Raw genomic sequence first — 16,576 nt, forward strand, 5'->3', positions numbered from 1 at the left:
CACGCCGAGATCGCGGATCGGCTTGCTCCGGATCGCGGCGACCTGGTCGGGTGCGGTCTCCGGCGGCGGCGCGTCGGGCGCTCGCTCGAAGAACGAAAACGGGGCTGTGATCTTCTGCTCGTTCCAGGGCACTTGCGCACCCTTCGAGGCCTCGTTGACGCGCAGGCGGACGCGGTCGAACACTTCGGGCAGCGGCAGGCCGCCGGTGCGGATCATCTCGGCCAGCGACTGGGCGTAGATGCCGTAGGGCCCCGCCTCCTCCGGCGCGACCGTGCCGGGTGCCGCGTTGAACGCGATCAGCATGTTCGGCTCCGGCTCGACCAGCCCCAGACCGCTCGCGATCTGCTGGCCGCCCTCGATGAAGGGCTGCGCGCGGGCCGCGTCGAGCACCACGATGTTGGCCTTGAGGGGGATAGAAGCGAGCTGGCGCACATAATCGCTGATGCGCAAGGCCTCGGTCGGAACGTCGGTGTCGCGGGTGATGTTGGAATCGACCGGGATGAAATAGTTCTCGCCGGCCAGCTGCACGCCGTAGCCGGCAAGATAGATCATCGCGACCGTGCCCGGCCCCGAGGCCTGGGCCTTCTGGATGAAGTCGCGAAAACTCTTGCGCAGCGTGTCGCCGTCGAGGTCGCGCGCGCCGACCACGTCGAAGCCCGCCGCCTGCAGCGTCTGGGCGATCAGGCCGGCATCGTTCGCGGTCGTCGCCAGCGGCGACTTGGCGTAGGCACCGTTGCCGACCACGAGCGCGATGCGCTTCTCCTGCTGCTGGGCGCGTACCGATCCCGGCGCGCCGGCGGCAAGGGCCACGATCGGCAGCAGAAGGCAGATAAAGACCCTGAGCGTCCCACGCATGGCTTGCTTGCCCGTTATTGTTGTTGAGGAGCCACCACGCATGAGGCGCGCGGCCGGCTGAACGGCGGTTGAACGAAAGGCGCGGATTAAGGCGGTGGCGTGGCCACGCCGCTGCCGGCGTCAGCTCCATGCCACCCTTGTGCCGGCCTCAAGTCAGCCTCGCGCACCCTAGAAACTGCGCGAGGCTCCTTCAAGTCCCTGCTTGGCGGCCGCCCTTCAACGGGCAGAGGCGCGACCGCCTGGCTCCGGTACCCCCGAAGCCGGGCTCAGCCCTGGGCAAGCAACTCGACGGTCCCGGTGCTCAACCGATAGATGCCGCCGACCACCTTGAGCTTGCCCTGCTCGACCGCTGCGTTGAGGATCGGGGCGGCCGATTTCAGCTTGGCAACGTTGTCGAGGACATTCTGGCGAATGGCGTTGTCGAGCGCGTTCCCGCTTTGCTGGGCCGCCGTCTTCACCGCCGGCGCGATCGCGGAGACCAGCGTGGGGATGTGCCCCGGCAGCGGCTTGTCGTCCTTCAGCGACTTGATCGTCGCGTCGACGGCGCCGCAATTGTCGTGGCCGAGCACCAGGATCAGGGGCGTGCCGAGTACGGCGACCGTGTACTCCATGCTCGCAACCGTCTCATCGCCGGCAAAGTTTCCGGCGACGCGGCACACGAACAGGTCTCCGCGTCCGCTGTCGAAGGCATATTCAGGCGCGATCCGAGAATCGGCGCAGCTCAACACGGCTGCGTAGGGATTCTGACCACCGACCAGAGCCTCGCGCTCATGCGTGAAATCGTGGCGGCGCGACACGCCCGACACATAGCGCGCATTGCCCTCCATCAGCCGCTTCAGCGCCGCATCGGGTGACAGCACGTTCTGGGGTTTCGGCGGCGCCTTCGCCTCCTTGGCCGACGCGGGCCCACCAAACGCCGCCACCCCGAGCGCGGAGGCGGCGAAAAGCATCATCGAACGCCGGGAGGGAGCATGCGATTGATGCAGATTTTCAGAGCATTTGTCACACATGATTCTTCTTCCTTGGTTTTGCGCCGGGCAACAACTGATAGCTGTGCCAGGTAGACTTTGAAACCATGCGCGAGCTTGATAGTTAAGCTTTGGTTTGCGGCAGCGCAGGCGACGTCAGAGCTGCTGTACGTCCACCACGCCCGCGACCGCCTTGATCGCGCCAGCGATCTGCGGCGAGACCTTGAAGCGGCCGGGCAGCTTCATCTCGACCTCGGTCTCGAGGTCGAGCATCATCACCAGTGAGACCTCGCCATCGCCGTTCGAGCGTGGTGCGATGCCCGGACTGCCGATCTTTGGCGCGGCGCCATTCGATGCGGCCATGTCGGGGCTGGCCAACCGCTTGGCGATCGACTCCAGCGGCTTGGTGTCGCGCACAAAGATGCGCAGCCCCTTCTGCGTCTTGGCGGCGGCATCATCCAGCGGCTCGGCATGCAACACGCGGGCGCGGACGTCCTCGCCCTGGAGCTCGGCCCCGAGCTGCAGCAGCACAGCGGCGCCCGGCTCCAGCACGTCGCGATATTGCGCGAGGCCCTCGGAGAACAGCACCGCCTCGAAATGGCCGGTCGGATCAGACAGGCCCATGATGCCCATCTTGTTGCCGGTCTTGGTGCGCCGTTCCATGCGCGAGACCACGGTGGCCGCGACCTTGCCGGCGGTGGCACCGGTTTTCACCGCGCGCGAGAATTCGGCCCAGCTCTGCACCCGCAGTCGCTTCAGCACTGTGGCGTAATCGTCGAGCGGATGTCCCGACAGGAAGAATCCGATCGCATCATATTCGCGGCGCAGCTTTTCGGCCGGCAGCCACAGCTCGATCTGCGGCAGCATGATGGTCGGTGCATCCGCCGACATCCCGAACATGTCGTTCTGGCCGATGGTCTCGGCCTGGTGCGCGCGCTGGCACGCGGCGAGGATCGAGTCCGCGCCGGCGAAGACGCGGGCGCGGTTCGGCTCCAGCGTGTCGAAGGCGCCGGCGGCGGCGAGACTTTCGATGATGCGCTTGTTGATCGCGCGCGGATTGACCCGCGCGGCAAAGTCGGCGAGCGAGGTGAACAATCCCCGCTTGGTGCGTTCCTCGATGATCTGCTCGATCGCCTGGATGCCGACGCCCTTGAGCGCTGCGAGCGCGTAATAGATCGTCTTCTCGCCGACCTCGAAGGTCGCGCCGGAGCGGTTGACGTTCGGCGGCTCGACCTTGATGCCGAGGCGCTGCGCCTCCGAGCGGAATTCGGAGAGCTTGTCGGTATTGTTGAGATCGAGCGTCATCGACGCCGCGATGAACTCCACCGGATAATGCGCCTTCATGTAGGCGGTGTGGTAGGACACCAGCGCGTAGGCCGCCGCATGGCTCTTGTTGAAGCCGTAGTCGGCGAACTTGGCGAGCAACTCGAAGATGGTCTCGGCCTGTCCCTTCGGCACGCCGTTCTTCACCGCGCCCGCGACGAAGATGTCGCGCTGCTTGTCCATCTCGGCGCGGATCTTCTTGCCCATGGCGCGGCGCAAGAGGTCGGCGTCGCCGAGCGAATAGCCCGACATCACCTGCGCGATCTGCATCACCTGTTCCTGGTAGATGATAACGCCGAAGGTCTCCTTCAGGATCGGCTCCAGCACGGGGTGCAGATATTCCGGCTCCTCGTCGCCATGCTTGCGCGCGCAATAGGTCGGGATGTTCGCCATCGGACCCGGGCGATACAGCGCGACCAGCGCGATGATGTCCTCGAAACGGTCCGGGCGCATGTCGACCAGCGCGCGCCGCATGCCCTGGCTTTCAACCTGGAACACGCCGACCACCTCGCCGCGCGCCAGCATCTGGTAGCTCTCGGCATCGTCGATCGGCAGCGTCGCAAGATCGACGTCGATGTTGCGCGGCTTGAGCAGCTTGCACGCGACGTCGAGCACGGTGAGCGTCTTCAGGCCGAGGAAGTCGAACTTGACGAGGCCGGCCGGCTCGACCCATTTCATGTTGAACTGGGTCACCGGCATGTCGGATTTGGGATCGCGGTAGAGCGGCACGAGCTCGCTCAGGGGCCGATCGCCGATGACGATGCCGGCAGCATGCGTCGAGGCGTGGCGCGTCAGGCCTTCCAGGCGCTGGGCGATGTCGAAGGCGCGCGCCACCACCGGGTCTTCGTCGCGGAACGCCTGGAGCTTTGGCTCGCTCTCGATCGCGGCGGCGAGCGTCACCGGCGCGGCCGGATTTTGCGGCACGAGTTTTGTGAGTTTGTCGACCTGCCCGTAAGGCATCTGCAGGACGCGGCCGACGTCGCGCAGCACGCCGCGCGCCTGCAGCGTACCGAAGGTGATGATCTGCGCGACCTGGTCGCGGCCGTAGCGCTGCTGCACGTAACTGATCACCTCGCCGCGGCGATCCTGGCAGAAGTCGATGTCGAAGTCCGGCATCGAGACGCGTTCGGGATTGAGGAAGCGCTCGAACAGCAGGCCGAACTTGATCGGATCGAGGTCGGTGATGGTCAGCGCCCAGGCGACCAGCGAGCCTGCGCCGGAGCCGCGGCCCGGCCCCACCGGAATCCCTTGGCCCTTCGCCCATTTGATGAAGTCGGACACGATCAGGAAGTAGCCCGCGTATTTCATGCGCATGATGACGTCGAGCTCGAACGCCAGGCGCTTGTTGTAGTCCTCTTCCGTGGTGCCCTGCGACAGGCCGTGGACGCTGAGACGGTTGGCAAGCCCCACCTCCGCCTGGCGCTTCAATTCCGCCGACTCGACCGCCGCGGCGTCCGAGCTCTGCGCGGCGCCGACGGTGAAGAACGGCAGGATCGGCTTGCGCGTCATCGGCCGGAACGAGCAGCGCTCGGCGATCTCCACCGTCGAGGCAAGCGCCTCCGGAATGTCGGCGAACAGCACCGCCATCTCGGCGCGGGTCTTGAAGCGATGATCGGGCGTGAGCTGCTCGCGCTCGGTCTCCGCGATCAGCCGCCCGCCTGCGATGCAGAGCAGTGCATCATGCGCTTCGTAATCGTCGGTCGAGGCGAAATACGGCTCGTTGGTCGCAACCAGCGGCAATCCCTTGGCGTAGGCCATGTCGATCAGGCCGCTTTCGACACGCCGTTCCTTGTCGGTGTTGTGGCGCTGCAATTCGATGTAGAGGCGGTCGCCGAACAGGCCGGCCAGACGCTCGCAGCGCAGCGCGGCGAGCTCGGCATGACCGCCGGCAAGCGCCAGCGAGATCGGCCCGTCCGGTCCGCCCGTCAGCGCGATCAGTCCTTCGGTCTCGCCGTCGAACCAGTCGAGCTTGACGAACGGAGCATGACTGTCCGGCGATTCGAGGAACGCCCGCGAGTTCAGCCGCATCAGGCTGCGATAGCCGCGCTCCTGCGCCGCCAGCAGCACCACGCGCGAGGGCCCCATCGCGTTGCGCGCGTTCGGATCCTGGTCACCGAAATCGATCGCCAGCTCACAGCCGACGATCGGCTGGATGCCGGAGCCCGCCATCTTGTCGGAGAACTCCAGCGCACCGAACAGATTGTCGGTGTCGGTCAGAGCCAGGGCCGGCTGGTGATCCTTCTTGGCAAGCTCGGCGAGCTTGGCGATCTTGATCGAGCCCTTGAGCAGCGAATAGGCCGAGTGAACGTGAAGGTGAACAAATCCGGCGCTCGGCATGGTCGCGTGACGGCCTCTTGCAGATGAGATGAAGCGGTCGCCGGCTCTTCAAGGCATCATGCCCTCGCCCGGCCGACTCGCCTCACAATGGTGAGGTGTCACTGCTCCAGAGTCCACGCCGGAGCGGCCGATTCGCCGCGTCGTCCCGCTTTTCCCCAAGGGCTACCAGTAAGGGGGAACACGGGTTTACAAGCCGGCGCCCTGCAGCTGTGGAATCAGAGTTGCGGTATGACTTGGGCCCAGATCGCGATCATCCCTACGAACAGCGTGATGGACGCCAGGGCTGCCGCTTCTTCCACGAAAATCTTGAACATGATCTCGCTCCCTTGCTAGAACGTATGAAGAACATTGTTCTCATTTCGTTCTCGGGAGTCAAGTCACCTCAACCATCCCGCAATCGAATGGTTAACTCGTTGAATCCGCACAATAAAAAAAGCCCCGGCGCAAGGCCGGGGCTTCGACAAACGCTCGAAGAGAGCGATTGATATCAGTAACGGCCGAGGATCGGGCCGCCGAACTTGTAGTTCAGGCGGACGAGGCCCATGTCGACGTCCTGCTTGACGCGCTCGACAGCGCCACTGGCAAAGGTGACGTCGTGGTCGCCGAGGAAGATGTGGTTGTACTCGACGCCGACCGTCCAGTTCGGAGCAAAACCAAATTCCAGGCCCGCGCCAACCGTCGCACCCCAGCGGGTCTCGTCGGTCCGGTCGAGGTTCGCACCCGTGACAGTGCTGTAGACGTCGTACTTGTTGCTGACGACGGCCGCACCGCCCTTCGCGTAGAGCAGGACGTTGTTCCAGGCATAGCCGACCTGGCCGGTGATCAGACCGAACGAGTCGACGCGCGTGCGGTTCCGGAAGCCGGTGATGCCGCTGATGTTGTCGCCCGAGAAGTCGGCCCAGTTGCCCTGGCCTTCGACGCCGAACACGAACTGGCCGGACTGCAAGCGGTAACCGACCTGACCACCGACCGTGCCGCCGGTGGAGTTGTGGGAGCCTTCGGCACCGAAGCCGACGAGGTTCCACGACGTGTCGGCCGAACCGCCGCCGCCGTTGATGCCGATGTAGAAGCCGCTCCAGTCGTAGATCGCGGCGACCATCGCTGGCGCCTTGGTGTAGGGCCGTGCCGCGAGATCAGCAGCCAGCGCCGGCGCAGTCGCGCTCAGCGCGACAAGGCTCACAGCAGCAAGCAACAAATTCTTCTTCATTTGAGTCCCGTTCCAGTTTCGTCGTTAGGCCCCCTGGCCGCGCAGTGGTCATAACAGCGAACAACGGAATTGCTGTAACCTCGACGCCACAGTTCGCACCAAAGGCCCGCGCTTCATGAATGAAGATTTATCAGCGCGAGCTGGAAACCCTTTGAAACAAGTATTTTCTGTAGTTCCAATGTCGGCGACACGAGATAAATTGCATGCACGCGTAACAACGTCGCTCGCACGTTCGCGTGATGGAGAATTGAAGATGCCTAGACGAGTTGCCCTCCCCATTGTCGCCACATTTTCGCTCGCACTCGCCACATTTGCACTCGCGTCGAGCGCAAGCACACCGGCGCGCGCGTTCGGCACGCACCATCCGTTCTGCCTCACCGGCGATGAATGGCCGGGTCTGAGCAATTGCAGGTTCGACACCTACGCGCAGTGTCAGGCAAGCGCATCGGGACGCGCCCTGACCTGCATCGCGAATCCCTTCTTCGCCGGACAGAGCGACGACCCCTACGCCTACCAGAATCGTCCGCGCGGGCAGATGCCGGGTTATTCGCCCGGCTACTACCTGCCGCGCTGAGATGCACCGCCCTCGCCTCGCACTCGTCGTGACCGGTCTGCTCCTCGCGGGCGGATCTGCACGCGCGCAGACCTATGATCCGAGCTATCCCGTGTGCATGCAGATCTACGGCGCCGTCGGCTATTTCGACTGCCGCTACGGCTCGCTCGAGCAGTGCAGATATCTCGCCGTCGGACGTTCGGCGAGTTGCGTGGTGAATCCGTATTTTTCGCGGAAGAAACCGCCGCCCTCTCGTCGCTCCAGACGCGGTGCAGCTGACGCCGAATGATTCCGAACTATTGCCTTCGCGTCCCTCAGCTTTGCCAAGGAGTATTGCGGATGCGCGTGCACGCGTTCGGCTTGCGAAAGCTCGGATCGTGATCTTCGATGTAGTCGAAATTGACCGTCCCGAACGTCGTCTGCGGCTTCTTCAGGGCTGAACACGTCTGCACCTTGAGGAATTCATTCTTGAAGTCGCCACGCGGAAGCGCTGATATCACCTGGTCGCGCTGCTCCGGTGTGTAGTCGTCATATCCAACGCCGACGACGTCCACCAGAACGCCTGCGTTGGTGAGAGCGATCTCCGGCCTCATATATTGTGGAATGCCGGGCGTGGTGTGCAGCGCGATTGCTTCCCAGACCAGATCGGCCTGCGGCTCGGCGATACCGCGCGTCCGGAGAAACTCACGCGCAGCGTCGGCTCCGTCGACCTCAAATCGCTTTGTCTGCGTGTGGTAGTGATCGACCAAGCCGAGATCGTGGAACAGCGCCGCGACGTAGAGCAGCTCGGAATCGAATTTCAGTTTCTGACGCAGCCCCTTCATCGCGCCGAACACGTAGACGCGGACGGAATGATTGAACAGCATGTCGTCTTCGTAGCTGCGCACCAATTCAGCGGCCTCGCGCGCCAGTTGGCTGTCGGGAATTTTGACGCCGGAAATCACGCTCGTCATTTTCAAGCTCCTGCTTTGCGTTTCGGCTGATGCCGCGCGATCCGTCAGACCGCCTTCTCGAGCGCGGCCTGCGGCGTATTTCGGAAGCTGATCGACATGCGATTGTACGCATTCATCAGGCTGATGGCGATCGTGAGATCGACAAGTTCGCGCTCACCGAAGACCGCGCGGGCGGCCTGATACGCCTTATCCGGCACGCCCGTCTCGGCGACACGGGTCACCGTCTCGGCCCATGCAAGCGCCGCGCGCTCGCGTTCGTCGAAGAGATCGCCGGCCTCAGCCCATGCCTGGACCAGCGCGAGCTTTTCGACCTTCACCCCGCTCTTGAGCAAGTCGCGGGTGTGCATGTCGAGGCAGTAGGCGCAATTGTTGATCTGCGAGATGCGCAAGTAAGCGAGGGTCACCAGCGTCGCGGGAAGCCCGCTCTGCATGACGTAGCCATAGACGCCGCCAAGCGCCTTCACGCCTGCCGGTGCGATGTGGTTGTAGTTGAGGCGTTCACTCATCCGCTTTCTCCTTGATGATCGAGGGGCAAGCACTCCCCCTTTCCCTCCTCAAATGCCCTCGCTCTGGTTCATAAAAAAGAACCAAGAACCCACGAAAATCGTGTACCAAGAACCATGTCCAAACCGCTGCGGCTGGAGCTCGATCGGTCCGCGAAGACACCGCTGGCAGAGCAGATCCACAAAGGGATCAGGGCCGCCATTGAAAGCGGCGTGCTCGCACCGGGCGCACGCCTTCCTTCATGGCAGGACTTGGCCGCTCAGCTTGGCGTTGCGCGCGGCACCGTGCGCTCAGCCTATGAAAAGCTCGCATCCGCCCAACTGATCGTCGCAGCCCGCGCGACAGGCACGCATGTCGCCGACCGGCCGCGCTTCCCCGTGCGGCGGGACAAGGCTCCCGCCCCCGGCTCATTCATGGAAATGTACCAGGAGCTCACGGCGGGCCCGGCGATCTTCCAGATGGGCGTGCCTTCACAGGAGACTTTTCCTGCGACGCTGCTCGCGCGAATGCGCGCGCGGGCGGTTCGTGCCGAAATGAGCGCGCCTGCCATTTACCCCGATCCGCGCGGCGAGCCGGACTTGCGAGATGAGATCGCGGCCTACCTTGCGCTGGCGCGCGGGATCGAGTGCACGCCGTCCCAGATCATCATCACCAGCGGCTTCAGCGGCGGCCTCGGCCTGACGCTCCGTGTCCTCGGCATCGAGCAAAAGCAGAAGGTCTGGATGGAGGATCCCGGCTTTCCCTTCACCCGGCACGGGCTCGGGCTTGCGGGATTGTCGATCGTGCCGATCCCGGTTGACGATGATGGCATTGATGTCGACGACGGCCTGCAACATGCACCCGACGCGGCGCTGGTTGTCGTGACGCCAGGGCAGCAAGCGCCGCTCGGATCCACACTGTCACTGGCACGGCGCGCGCGCCTGCTCGACTGGGCGGCCCAAAGCAAGGCATGGGTGATCGAGGATGATTATCTCAGCGAACTTCAACTCAAGGGCCGGGCCACGCCGGCGCTCGCCTCGCTCGATCGCGCCGGCCGGGTTATTCACATCGGCTCCTTCAGCAAGACCATAACCCCTGCCTTGCGGCTCGGCTTTGTCGTGGCACCCGCCGCTCTGGCGTCGCGATTTGCCGAGACTGCGGCGTGCCTCGCGCCGGCACCCGGGCCCGCGGTGCAGCTCGCCACGGCCGACTTCATGCGCGACGGCCATTATCTCAGGCATCTGCGACGCACGAAGCGCACCTACGCCGCGCAAGGCGATGCGTTGCTGAAATACCTTCGCCCACGCACCGCAAACCTTGCGATTGCCGGATTGGCGGCGGTGCTGCGATTGCCGGACCGGGCATCCGATCTTGCCATCGCCAGGGAAGCAGCGCCGCTTGGACTGGCGCCTACGCCGCTGTCGCTCTGGTATGCGTCGAAGGCTTCGGCGCGCCCAGGACTGTTGCTGGGCATCGCAACGTCTCCGCTCAGGAGGATCGAGGTGTCCTGCGACCGGCTCCTCGAGATCATCGACCGCCTATCGTGATTGGACTCCGGGCTCGATGACCTTAACCCGCCAGCGTCACGATCAAAGGTCCGTTTCGCGTGGCGATCACGGTGTGCTCGTACTGGACGGTCGGTGCCGCGGGGCTGCTATAGAGCGTCCACGGATCATCGCCATCCTCTGCCCACTCGGCGCCAAGAGACAGGAACGGTTCGACGGTGAACACCAGGCCCTCGTTCATGAGGCGGCGCTCGGAGCGGTCGGGCCATGTTGCGATCTCGGTCGGCTCCTCGTGGAGCGACAGGCCGACGCCATGACTGGCGAGATTGCGGACCAGGCTGTAACCGTTCTTGCGCGCAAACGTCCCTATGGCTTGACCGATGCCGGCAATCGGTTTGCCGGCTCCAACCTGCTGGAGGCCCGTCCACATCGCGCGCCGGCCATCCCTGCAAAGACGTTCGACAGCGCGGGTTGCGGGCGGAATGGCGAACGAGGCGCCAGTATCGGCAAACAAGCCGTTCTTCTCGGCTGACACGTCGATGTTCACGAGGTCGCCGCGCGCGATCCGCCGCTCGCCAGGGATGCCGTGAGCGATCTCCTCGTTCACGCTGATGCAAGTCGCCCCGGGAAAATCGTAGGCGAGCTCCGGGGCCGAACGCGCTCCGGCGCCCTCCAGGAGCTTTCGCCCGATCAGGTCGAGTTCGGAGGTGGTCATGCCCGGCTCAAGCGCTTTCCCCATCGCCTCCAGCGTATTGGCGACGATACGCCCGATCTCTTTCAGGCGCGTGAGGTCGTCGTCATCCGAGATCGTCATGCCATGCTCTTCCGAAAGCTCCGGCATAGCGCTTGCGAAGCCGGCTTGCAAACCGCAGAGTTCTCCTCGCCCGAAACGTCTTCAACCCTCGTCGAGCAGATTGCGAACCTTGGCGGCCAGGTCTTCGATCGCGAAGGGCTTGGAAAGCAGATGCTTGCCGGCATCGAGCATGCCGTTGTGAACGATCGCGTTGCGCGTATAGCCGGTGGTGAACAGCACCTTCAGATCCGGGTATAGCTTCGACAGCTCGGCCGCAAGTTCGGCGCCGGTCATCTCGGGCATGACGACGTCGGTAAACAGCAGATCCGGAACGAAGCCATTTTCGATCGTCCTGATCGCTTCCATGGCGCTCGCGACCTCGATCACCCTATAGCCAAGCTCGCGCAGGCTTTCGGATGAGATGCTGCGGACCCGCTCATCGTCCTCTACGACAAGAATGGTCTCGCTCTGAAGGCTTGCACCAGGATGCGTCACGCCTTGCGACGAAGTCGAGGCAGTTTCCTCGCCGGCGAAGCGTGGAAGATAGATCTTCACCGTGGTGCCGACGTCGACTTCCGAGTAGATTTTGACGTGGCCGCCCGACTGCCGCACGAAGCCGTAGACCTGACTGAGGCCGAGGCCGGTGCCCTTGCCCACGACCTTGGTCGTGAAAAACGGATCGAACACCTTTCCCAGCACGTCGGCTGGAATTCCAGTGCCGTTGTCCGTCACGGCAATGAGAACATACTGTCCGGGCGACAATGCGTATTCGCGGGCAAATTTCCGATCGATCGAGGCGTTGCTGGTCTCGATGGTCAGCCGGCCGCCCTTCGGCATGGCATCGCGGGCGTTGACCGCGAGGTTGATGACAGCGCTTTCCAGCTGGGCCGGATCCGCCTTGACGCGCCACAGGCCGCCCGCAAGGACCGTTTCGAGGCGAACAAGCTCGCCGAGCGATCGCTCCAGCAGCTCGCTCATCCCTCCGACCATCCCGTTGAGGTCCACGACTTCCGGCGCCAGAGGTTGTTGGCGCGAGAACGCCAGCAGCCTTTGCGTCAAGGTGGCCGCGCGGTTTGCGCCGTCGATGGCGCCCTCGATGAAGCGGTCGATGTTGACCTCTCCCTTGCCGAGCCGCCGCTTGGCGAGATTCAAGCTGCCGAGAATCACGGCCAGCATATTGTTGAAGTCGTGGGCGATGCCTCCGGTCAACTGACCCACGGCTTCCATCTTCTGGGATTGCCGCAATTGCTCCTCGGCCTTCATGCGCTCGGCGATCTCATCTGCGACACGCTGCTCCAGCTCGGCATTGAGCGCCTCGAGCCGGGTCAGAAGCCGGGCGTTGTCGATCGCGGTGGCAGCATGGCCGGCAATTCCGAGCAACGCGGCCTCATGCTCGCGCTGGAATTTACCTGCCTCGGCATGACCGAAGAAAAGCCCCCCGAGCACCTCGCCCGTCCGCGAGATCACAGGGACCGCCAGATAGGATCGGACCGGTAGATGGCCCTCGGGCATGCCCTTCCGCGGTGCGTTCTTGCCATAGCGCGGATCCTGCAGGATGTCGTCGGACCTCACTACGCTTGTGCCCTCGAACGTCGGCCCGAACACGGCCGTGTTCCGGGGCATCGGAAAGTTCTCGAAAGCAGATCGCGGCACGCCGGACAACGCATAGAGCATGTAGCTGCCGCCGTCCGCCGTCAGAACGTTGTAGAAGAAGGCTCCGAATTGGGCGCCCGTCAGCTCGACGCCGGCATCCGTCACGGTTTGCACGATTTTCTCAAGGTCCCGTTCACGGGCGACCGACGCACCTGTGTCGTTCAGTATTCTGAGGTGACGCTCGGTTTTCTTTTGCGCGGTGATATCCAGTACCGTCCCGATGAATCGAACGGCCTGGCCGTTGGCAAAGATGGCTTCACCAGTTGCCGCAATCCAGCGCTCGACACCATCCTCGATCCCGACGGTTCGGTATTCGATGTTGTAACCCATCGGAGCATTGGATTTTAGCGCCGCTGATACGGCTTCGTCAGCACGCTGCCTGTCGTCGGGATGAATGCCCTGCAGGAAAGACCCTTCATAGCTGACGTCGGCGTCCGGCGAGAGACCGAACACCTCCTTGCAGCGGCTGTCCCATCGCAGAACGTCGTTGACCGGATCGTAGTCCCAGGTGCCGATGCCGGCCGCCTTGTTCGCGAGCACCAGCCGCTCGGCTGCTTCCCGGGCAGCCTGTTCGGACCGAACGCGCTCGATATGCGCCCAAGATCGCTCAGTCACCTCGGTGAGCAGGGCGAGTTCGCGCGACGTCCACCGATGCGGGTCGCGGTGATGGATCGCCATCAAGGCGGTGAGCTGCCCTTCCTTGACCAAAGGCATGCAAATCGTCGAACCGATCCCGATATTCTGGAACGTGGCAGCTTCCTCGGGCGCGATCTCCTTCAGATTGTCGTTGATGATGAGGGGCCAGCCGGCGCTGAGCTCTCGCACCGCCTTCGTGCCGAAGTCAGCCAGGCTGTAGTGGCCAAGGATATGCATCGCGCCGGGCGCGGCCCAATCCCCGCGAATGGTGAAGCCGTCCTGGTCCGGGTCCATGTCGGCATAGGCGCAATTGGCAACGCCGAGGTACTCACCAAGCATCCTGGTCGTCACCGCCATCACGCCATCGGCATCGCGGGTCTTGGCCGTCTCCTTGTTCAGTGCGTCCAGGAAGAGCAGCCGGGCCTCGTTCTCCCGCACGGCCGTCTCCGCACGGCGACGCTCGACCGCGGTGCGCGTGCGCTCGGCAACGTCGCGGATGAGCTCCAGCTCTTCGCGGCTCCATTCGCGGGGCGCGGCGTTGTTGAGATACAGCAGCGCCACGACCCCGTCGGGCTCCGAGATCGGCATGTTGACGAGCGCGCGCGCGGAGATGGCCTCGAGAGCCCCGGCCCGGTCGCCGACACGGGGATCTTTTTCCGCATCGGCGCAGACGACGGTCTCGCCGCGCTTCAGATCTTCGATGTAGCTGCCGTAGTCGCGGAAGCGCAGCACCCCTGCCAGGCTGGAGATTCCCGGCGCGTTCCAGTCGCGAACGATGGTGATGGTCTCGGCCGATGTATCGACCGTGCCGTAGCCTGCCCGGCTCACCTTCAGACTGCGGCCAAGCAACTCTGCCGCAGCATAAGCAAGATGGTCAGGGTTAGCGATCTCTCGGATGTAGTCGCCCAGTGCGGCCAAGACGGCATTGCGATCGGTCGAGGTCTCCCCGGCCGCCGTTGTCATCTGACTCCCCCCGACACTTTGCTCGTTTGACCAAATCGCGTTTCAAAGCAAGCTTGCGACGTGATGTCCGCTTCGAGCCGACGACGACGCCAGCGAGAAATCGGCACCCGCGCGTCCGATAACTTCATGAAGGCGTTAAGGTTCCGCCGGCGCACGCCACGCGCCGGATTGCTCCACTCCCCGCCTTCCGACGCTGGTGGGAGCGAACTGACGCTGCCCTGCAGCGGCGCTCAAATCACGAACTTCAGTCGGGGTCATCGTCGGCCTATGCTCGTGTTGCTCGAACCCGACGCACCATGTCGGCAAAATAAACGCGGCCCGAGACGCTACCGCAAGTTGTGAAGGCGCCGATCGTCGTATAGCGTCGGTGTTGGTATGCACCTCGTGGTCTGACAGTTCATGCTCGTCCGAGTCCTGTTTCTCCTGGCCTGCCTGTCGATTCCCGGCGCGTTGCACGCAGCAGGACCGCCGGCCGAGAAAGCCGGATTTGCCTCCACGCTGACGATCTATCTGGCCAAGGGTGCTCCCGACGCGTGCGGGCCGGGCTGCGATCGCTGGATCGCGATTGAGGGCCAGATCGACCAGGACGCCGCGTCCCGCGTTCGCCGCTTCCTCGCCGGCGTCAAGGACACGCAGCGACCGATCTACCTTCATTCGCCCGGCGGAAACGTGGAGCAGTCCTATCTGATCGGCCGGCTGCTGCGCAGCCGCAAGGCGGTCGCGCGGGTTGGCCGAACGACCGCGACGGCGTGCGCCGCGGGCACGCAGGTGGACGCCGCCTGCCTGAAGATCAAGACCACGACCGGCGAGGTCGAGGCCGACCTCACCACCTACCATGCGATGTGCAACTCGGCCTGCGGTTATCTGTTTCTCGGCGCGACCTCGCGCGAGGTTGCGCCCGATGCCGCGCTGGCAGTCCATAACTCCAGGCTGATCCTCCGCTTTCGAGGGGATCCACCTCCGGAGGTGGTCGCAGAGGCAAGGCGGCGCCGGATCGCCCGCGCCGACCGCGACCGCGCCGCGTTCATTGCGGCGATGGGAATCAGCGGCGAGCTTGATGCTCTGATCCGCACCGTCAAGTTCGAAAGCCTGCACGTGCTGACGCGGCTCGAGCTCCATCGTTTCGGCATCGACACGCGGCCGCTGGCCGAGACGACGTGGAGGCTGGAGAAGCAAGCGCGGCCGTTCGTCCAAAAGGTCGCGGTGATGAAGAAGGAGAACGGCACCTCGTTCCGGACGATGGAGTGGCGGCTGTCTTGCGAAAGCAGCAAGCGCGTGCCGCTGACATTCGCGGGCGAGATCGACGAGGCGGCCGCCGGAAAAAGCACGATCCTGATGACCGCGGATGTGGCGATGGGCAAGGTGGCCGGAGGATCTCCAGTGCGGTCCGGCAAGTACGAGCTCTGGCGGGGAAGCATCGACTCCGACACGGTCAAGTCGATGTTAGCGTCCCGCGCCCTGCATGTCCGCGAAACCACGACGATGCCGGACGACAAGACGGACACGACGAAATTCGACATCGACTTGACGGGCCTCACGTCCGCATGGACCCAGCTCAAGTCATCGTGCGCCTTGTCGACGCTCAGCCCGATCAGCCCTTGGCCCGCCACGGTGCCGAACGCCGCCACAACGCCCGCCGCCGCGCCGTCGCCGTAAGACACCTCACACCGGCGTATAGATCACCAGCTTCAGCGCGGGATCGTCATTGGCCTGGAAGCTGGTGTGCTCGAACCGGAGCACGCCCCTGGTCGGATGGTTCATGGTCTTGAGGCCGGACATGGTGCTGCGGATGTCGTGAGCTTCCCACCATTTGACGAATTCCGGACTGCCCTGGCGCAGCCGCATCAGCAGCTCGGTGAAGGCGGGATCGCCGGCCCAGACGTCGTGAGTGGCGCGAAACATCGCAACCATGCTCTTGGCGACGTCGGTCCAGCTCGCGCCGTAGAATTTTCGCGTCTGCTTGTTGGTCAAGACCAGCAGCAGCGTGTTGCGATCCTGCTCCGTCAATTGCCCGAAGGCGAAGATGTCCTCGGCTGCATCGTTCCAGGCCAGCACGTCCCAGCGACGGCCGGTGATATAGGCCGGCTGAGGCAGGCTCTCGATCATCCGCCGGATAGGCGGCGGCACGATTTCGCGTGTGAACGGGCTTCTTGCCCCGTCGCGGGCCAGCGCCTTCAGATGCGCGTGCTCGGTCTTGCTGAGACGGAGTGCGCGGGCCAGCGCGTCGATGGTGGTGACGGCCGGTCCGATCTTCTCGGGGGTATCGTCGAGGCGATAGATGTCGGTGGGTTGCAGGATCTCGACCGTGCCGCCGAGCTGCTTGAGCTGCCCGGCAACGCGCTCGGCA

13 protein-coding genes are annotated in these 16,576 nt (G+C 64.1%); 4 read left to right on the plus strand and 9 right to left on the minus strand.

Features of this window, described 5'->3' with window-relative positions; genetic code table 11:
• From MOV74_RS13280 to MOV74_RS13295, 4 genes are all read right to left on the minus strand, one after another.
• Positions 1-855 (minus strand): caspase domain-containing protein (locus MOV74_RS13280; protein WP_246922415.1); only part of this gene is annotated, 855 nt, incomplete at its 3' end.
• A 266-nt stretch (positions 856-1,121) separates the two neighbouring features.
• Positions 1,122-1,865, minus strand: a complete 744-nt coding sequence (locus MOV74_RS13285) for a carbonic anhydrase (protein WP_246922417.1) — start codon at positions 1,863-1,865, stop codon at positions 1,122-1,124.
• Positions 1,866-1,979: 114 nt separating this feature from the next.
• On the minus strand, positions 1,980-5,483 hold the full coding sequence (dnaE, locus tag MOV74_RS13290) for a DNA polymerase III subunit alpha (RefSeq protein WP_246922419.1): 3,504 nt from the start codon (positions 5,481-5,483) through the stop codon (positions 1,980-1,982).
• 487 nt (positions 5,484-5,970) lie between these two features.
• Entirely contained in the window at positions 5,971-6,690 is a 720-nt protein-coding gene (locus tag MOV74_RS13295) for an outer membrane protein (RefSeq protein WP_246922422.1), read from the minus strand.
• 253 nt (positions 6,691-6,943) lie between these two features.
• Between MOV74_RS13295 and MOV74_RS13300 the strand changes: the two genes are divergently transcribed.
• A complete protein-coding gene (locus tag MOV74_RS13300) occupies positions 6,944-7,264 on the plus strand; it encodes a DUF3551 domain-containing protein (RefSeq protein ID WP_246922425.1) in 321 nt (106 codons plus the stop codon).
• Position 7,265: 1 nt separating this feature from the next.
• Positions 7,266-7,532: a DUF3551 domain-containing protein gene (locus tag MOV74_RS13305; protein WP_246922428.1), complete on the plus strand. Its 267-nt coding sequence runs from the start codon at positions 7,266-7,268 to the stop codon at positions 7,530-7,532.
• Positions 7,533-7,557: 25 nt separating this feature from the next.
• On the opposite strand, the gene MOV74_RS13310 is transcribed toward MOV74_RS13305, so the two are convergent.
• Both MOV74_RS13310 and MOV74_RS13315 read right to left on the minus strand, forming a co-directional pair.
• Positions 7,558-8,196, minus strand: coding sequence for an HD domain-containing protein (locus MOV74_RS13310; RefSeq protein WP_246922431.1), 639 nt, complete (start codon positions 8,194-8,196; stop codon positions 7,558-7,560).
• A 44-nt stretch (positions 8,197-8,240) separates the two neighbouring features.
• Positions 8,241-8,702, minus strand: coding sequence for a carboxymuconolactone decarboxylase family protein (locus MOV74_RS13315; RefSeq protein WP_246922434.1), 462 nt, complete (start codon positions 8,700-8,702; stop codon positions 8,241-8,243).
• 114 nt (positions 8,703-8,816) lie between these two features.
• Here MOV74_RS13315 and MOV74_RS13320 point away from each other — a divergent pair, with 114 nt between their 5' ends.
• The gene (locus MOV74_RS13320) at positions 8,817-10,226 is read left to right on the plus strand and encodes a PLP-dependent aminotransferase family protein (RefSeq protein ID WP_246922437.1); all 1,410 of its coding nucleotides are present in this window, start codon (positions 8,817-8,819) and stop codon (positions 10,224-10,226) included.
• Positions 10,227-10,248: 22 nt separating this feature from the next.
• On the opposite strand, the gene map is transcribed toward MOV74_RS13320, so the two are convergent.
• Together map and MOV74_RS13330 are read right to left on the minus strand one after the other, a co-directional pair.
• The gene (map, locus tag MOV74_RS13325) at positions 10,249-10,998 is read right to left on the minus strand and encodes a type I methionyl aminopeptidase (RefSeq protein ID WP_246922440.1); all 750 of its coding nucleotides are present in this window, start codon (positions 10,996-10,998) and stop codon (positions 10,249-10,251) included.
• 81 nt (positions 10,999-11,079) lie between these two features.
• Positions 11,080-14,229 (minus strand): GAF domain-containing protein, encoded by a 3,150-nt coding sequence (locus MOV74_RS13330; RefSeq protein WP_246922443.1) that lies wholly within the window; start codon positions 14,227-14,229, stop codon positions 11,080-11,082.
• A gap of 399 nt (positions 14,230-14,628) precedes the next feature.
• Between MOV74_RS13330 and MOV74_RS13335 the strand changes: the two genes are divergently transcribed.
• A complete protein-coding gene (locus MOV74_RS13335) occupies positions 14,629-15,885 on the plus strand; it encodes a hypothetical protein (RefSeq protein WP_246922446.1) in 1,257 nt (418 codons plus the stop codon).
• Between the two features lie 6 nt (positions 15,886-15,891).
• On the opposite strand, the gene MOV74_RS13340 is transcribed toward MOV74_RS13335, so the two are convergent.
• The coding region (locus tag MOV74_RS13340) for a hypothetical protein (RefSeq protein ID WP_246922449.1) at positions 15,892-16,576 on the minus strand (685 nt) is incomplete at its 5' end.

The sequence above is a fragment of the Bradyrhizobium sp. SHOUNA76 genome (assembly GCF_023006445.1).
Lineage (GTDB): Bacteria > Pseudomonadota > Alphaproteobacteria > Rhizobiales > Xanthobacteraceae > Bradyrhizobium.

Coding starts and splice junctions, on each gene's coding strand:
- MOV74_RS13285 (WP_246922417.1), bottom strand. CDS start 1,865: ATGTGTGACAAATGCTCTGAAAATCTGCATCAATCGCATGCTCCCTCC.
- dnaE (WP_246922419.1), bottom strand. CDS start 5,483: ATGCCGAGCGCCGGATTTGTTCACCTTCACGTTCACTCGGCCTATTCG.
- MOV74_RS13295 (WP_246922422.1), bottom strand. CDS start 6,690: ATGAAGAAGAATTTGTTGCTTGCTGCTGTGAGCCTTGTCGCGCTGAGC.
- MOV74_RS13300 (WP_246922425.1), top strand. CDS start 6,944: ATGCCTAGACGAGTTGCCCTCCCCATTGTCGCCACATTTTCGCTCGCA.
- MOV74_RS13305 (WP_246922428.1), top strand. CDS start 7,266: ATGCACCGCCCTCGCCTCGCACTCGTCGTGACCGGTCTGCTCCTCGCG.
- MOV74_RS13310 (WP_246922431.1), bottom strand. CDS start 8,196: ATGACGAGCGTGATTTCCGGCGTCAAAATTCCCGACAGCCAACTGGCG.
- MOV74_RS13315 (WP_246922434.1), bottom strand. CDS start 8,702: ATGAGTGAACGCCTCAACTACAACCACATCGCACCGGCAGGCGTGAAG.
- MOV74_RS13320 (WP_246922437.1), top strand. CDS start 8,817: ATGTCCAAACCGCTGCGGCTGGAGCTCGATCGGTCCGCGAAGACACCG.
- map (WP_246922440.1), bottom strand. CDS start 10,998: ATGACGATCTCGGATGACGACGACCTCACGCGCCTGAAAGAGATCGGG.
- MOV74_RS13330 (WP_246922443.1), bottom strand. CDS start 14,229: ATGACAACGGCGGCCGGGGAGACCTCGACCGATCGCAATGCCGTCTTG.
- MOV74_RS13335 (WP_246922446.1), top strand. CDS start 14,629: ATGCTCGTCCGAGTCCTGTTTCTCCTGGCCTGCCTGTCGATTCCCGGC.